Origin of the sequence: Stenotrophomonas sp. 2YAF22, assembly GCF_052114665.1 — a bacterium.
Taxonomy (GTDB): Bacteria; Pseudomonadota; Gammaproteobacteria; order Xanthomonadales; family Xanthomonadaceae; genus Stenotrophomonas; species Stenotrophomonas indicatrix.
Genome location: NZ_JBFRFE010000509.1, coordinates 1 through 3192, shown reverse-complemented (window position 1 = coordinate 3192; position 3192 = coordinate 1). Strand labels below are relative to the sequence as shown.

Below are 3192 nucleotides of genomic sequence, written 5' to 3'. Positions count from 1 at the left end.
AGATCCACGCCATGCGTGGATGCGGTACACCGCACGGGTTACAACAGCGCCACCACCAGCCCGATCACTGGCAACGCGATCGCCAGCGGCGCGATCCATTTCGGCCGGTACGGGTACAGCGCGAACGCCAGCACGATTCCACCCAGGGTGAGCGCGCCGAGCCACAGCACCGGGCCCATCGCCCAGCCGTGGTCGACCACGCACAGTGCGAAAGCCACCGTCAGCAGTACCCAGCCCAGCACCCGCCATTGCGTACGCCGTACCGGTGATGCCGCGGATTTGCCGTGCAGTTCCTGCTGGTGCTTTTCCATCGCCAGCGACAGCGCGGTGAACGCTGTGAATGACAATCCCAGTACCAGCAGCATCATGCGCTGGCCTCCGCTTCCACTGCATCGGCCGGTGCCTTCGTCGCTGCAGCGGCCGCCGCACGCTTCTTCTTCTCGGCGGCAGTCAGCTGTGGCGTCCAGCGCTGCATGCGCCAGCCGCACAGGGCCAGCATGGCGCCGAAGGCGATCATCGACAGGTCGAAACCGGCCAATGCCCAGTCACCGTTGAACAAGGTGACGCCCAGGTGCGCGTGGGTGGTCAATGCGTTGACCACCGGAATCAGCGCGAACGCGGCCGCGCCGATGTACAGCTGCCACGCCCACATCATCCGCTTGGGCCAGATGAAGGCCGCCAACAGCGAGGCGCCCCACGCGTAGAAGAACACGTTCGCTTCGGCGTTGGATCGCTCGGCCAGGCCCAGCGGCAGCAGGCGGTTGCCCCAGAAATAGGCGGCGAAGGCGATCGGCAGACCGGCCACGGCGCCGATGTTCAGTGCATCGACCAGGCGCAGGCCGAAGCCGGTGCGACCGCTCTTGGCGTGCTTCGGCCGCTCCTTCACCGCCCACAGCACCACGCCGCTGGCCACCATCAGGCAGCCGGTCAGACCGGACAGGAAGAACAACGCGCGCAGGCCCCAATCGGCAAAGCGGGCCAGGTGCAGGCCATACAGCACGCCACGGGTGGCGGTGGCGCCACCGGAAGGCGGCGTTTCCTGCAGCAGCGCGCCAGTGACCATGTCATAGCGCAGCGCCGGGGTATCGATGGACAGGCGTTTGCCATCGCGCTGGCGGATGTCGATCACCGCATTCGCGGCACCGGGATTGGCAACGCTGAAACCGGCGACCTCGGTGCCGTGCCAATGCGTGCGGGCGCTGTCCAGCAGCTGCCGCAGCGGCAGGGGGGCTGCCTTGCCTTCGGCGGGCGCGGTGACCTCGGGCAGGCCACCAAAGGCCTCCGCATAGAACGCATCCTGGTCGGTGCCGTAGGCCACGTTCACTCCCCACGGCAGGTACATGATCATCAACGTGACGATGCCGGTGTAGGTGATCATCGCGTGGTAAGGCAGGGCCATCACCGCGCTGACGTTGTGGAAGTCCAGCCAGGAACGCAGGCCCTTGTCCTTCCGGAAGGTGAAGAAGTCCTTGAAGATCTTCTTGTGGGTGATCACGCCGGTGATGATGGCCACCAGCATGAACATCGCGCAGAAGCCCACCAGGTAGCGCGCCCACAGCACGGGAATGTAGTGCAGGTCGAAATGCAGGCGGTAGAAGAAGTCGCCGCCACGTGTCTCGCGGGCCTTCAGCTCGGTGCCGGTGTTCGGGTCCAGGGTGGCATCACCGAAGGCGCCGCGTCGGCCCTTGCTGGGGTCGGCCAGCTCGGCCGGCAACCGCCAGAACATCTGCATGGCCGGATTGCGTGGCTGCGGCAGGGTGACGAACCAGCTCTCGGCCTGCGGTGCGTTGGCCAGCAGGTAGTCGGCCGCGCGCTGCGCCGCTTCGTCGGTGCTGACCGTGCTGCGCGGCAGCTCCGGGCGCATCCAGCGGCTGATTTCCTCGCGGTAGTAGCTGGCGGTGCCGGCCATGAAGATCAGCAGCAGCAGCCAGCCGACCAGCAGTCCGGTCCAGGTATGCAGCCAGGCCATGGATTGGCGGAATCCATTCTTCATGCCCACGCTCCCAGCAGGCGCGAAATGCCGGCCAACAGCAGGGTGGGGGCGAGAATGCCGACCCAGGCACGCAGCGCACTGCGCGTGGCGAACGCCCACAGCGCGGCGCAGGCGGCGACCAGGATCGCCAGCAGCATGCCGGTCAGCACGGCCTGGCCGCGCGCGCCCGGCAGCGCCAGCGCACAGAACACCGTGGTCATCGAGGCAAGCGCGTAGCCGCCGAAGATGGCGGCAAGGGATCGGGACAGCACGCCCCATCGCGGGTTGGCGAAGAGGGTGCTAAGGCGGGGGCTGGCGGTTGCGGGCGAGCGGTCCACGGCGGTCCTGCAGGTTGAATGAAAGAGGACCGGCGCACCGAAGCGCGCCGGGGTTGGCCATCCGTGGCCGGGTGCCGGTCGCAGAACCGGCGCCATCCATCAGATTGTCAGAGCTTCCAGCGCAGCGTCATCATCGCGTTGCGCGGTTCGCCCCAGTACACGCCGTCGTAGAAACCGACGCGGTTGTAGTACTTCTTGTCCAGCAGGTTGTTGACGTTCACCTGGGCGGTGAAGTTTTCGTTGAAGCGATAGCCGGCCGACAGGTTGAGCAGGTAGATATCACCCTGTTCGATCGCCACGCGGTCGCGCTTGCCGCTGACCAGGAAGTCCTCGCGCGGCTTGTTGCTCAGGCTCCAGATGCCGCTCTGCCAGGTCGCGCCGCCACCGATCCAGAAGCGGCCTTCGGCACCACCCGGGCGCCAGCTGGCGTTGAGGCGGAACAGATCGACCGGAACGGTGGTGTTCTGGCGAACGCCCAGCGCATTGCGGCTGACGGTGTGGGTGAACCCTGTAGACAGGTTCCAGTGCTCGCCCAGGCTGCCCTGCGCTTCGATTTCCCAGCCCTTCACCTTGTTGCCCTTGCCGGTGGAGCGGTAAGCACTGATGCCACCGGGCAGCGAGTTTTCCGGTACCGAATCATCGAGCTCGGCGACGTTGTCCTTCTCGCCCTTGAACACCGCGACCGAGGTGTTGAGCAGGCCATCGAAGAACTCGGCCTTGACCCCGGCTTCCCACATGTCACCGACGACCGGTTCGAGGTAGTTGTTGGCCTTGTCGCGGTAGTTCTGTGGCTGGAAGATGTCGGTGTAGCTGACATAGCCGCTGAAGTAGCGGTTGAAGTCGTAGATGAAGCCGGCGTACGGGGTGAGTGAGTCATCCGGC

The 3192-nt window shown here is 66.0% G+C and carries 4 protein-coding genes; all 4 read right to left on the bottom strand.

Annotation, left to right across the window (positions count from 1 at the left end):
- Positions 1-38: 38 nt before the first annotated feature.
- Positions 39-368 (bottom strand): DUF3325 domain-containing protein, encoded by a 330-nt coding sequence (locus AB4Y84_RS17305; RefSeq protein ID WP_312786056.1) that lies wholly within the window; start codon positions 366-368, stop codon positions 39-41.
- Positions 365-1993: a PepSY-associated TM helix domain-containing protein gene (locus AB4Y84_RS17300; RefSeq protein ID WP_442243732.1), complete on the bottom strand. Its 1629-nt coding sequence runs from the start codon at positions 1991-1993 to the stop codon at positions 365-367. Before AB4Y84_RS17300 ends, AB4Y84_RS17305 begins: the two co-directional genes overlap by 4 nt.
- On the bottom strand, positions 1990-2310 hold the full coding sequence (locus tag AB4Y84_RS17295) for a DUF3649 domain-containing protein (RefSeq protein WP_442243731.1): 321 nt from the start codon (positions 2308-2310) through the stop codon (positions 1990-1992). The genes AB4Y84_RS17300 and AB4Y84_RS17295 overlap by 4 nt, the downstream gene beginning before the upstream one ends.
- A gap of 107 nt (positions 2311-2417) precedes the next feature.
- Positions 2418-3192, bottom strand: a 775-nt coding sequence (locus AB4Y84_RS17290) for a TonB-dependent siderophore receptor (protein WP_442250530.1), incomplete at its 5' end; no start/stop codon positions are given.

What these genes read in the sequence shown, in the direction of transcription:
- AB4Y84_RS17305 (WP_312786056.1), bottom strand. Translation starts at nt 368, where the DNA reads ATGATGCTGCTGGTACTGGGATTGTCATTCACAGCGTTCACCGCGCTG.
- AB4Y84_RS17300 (WP_442243732.1), bottom strand. Translation starts at nt 1,993, where the DNA reads ATGAAGAATGGATTCCGCCAATCCATGGCCTGGCTGCATACCTGGACC.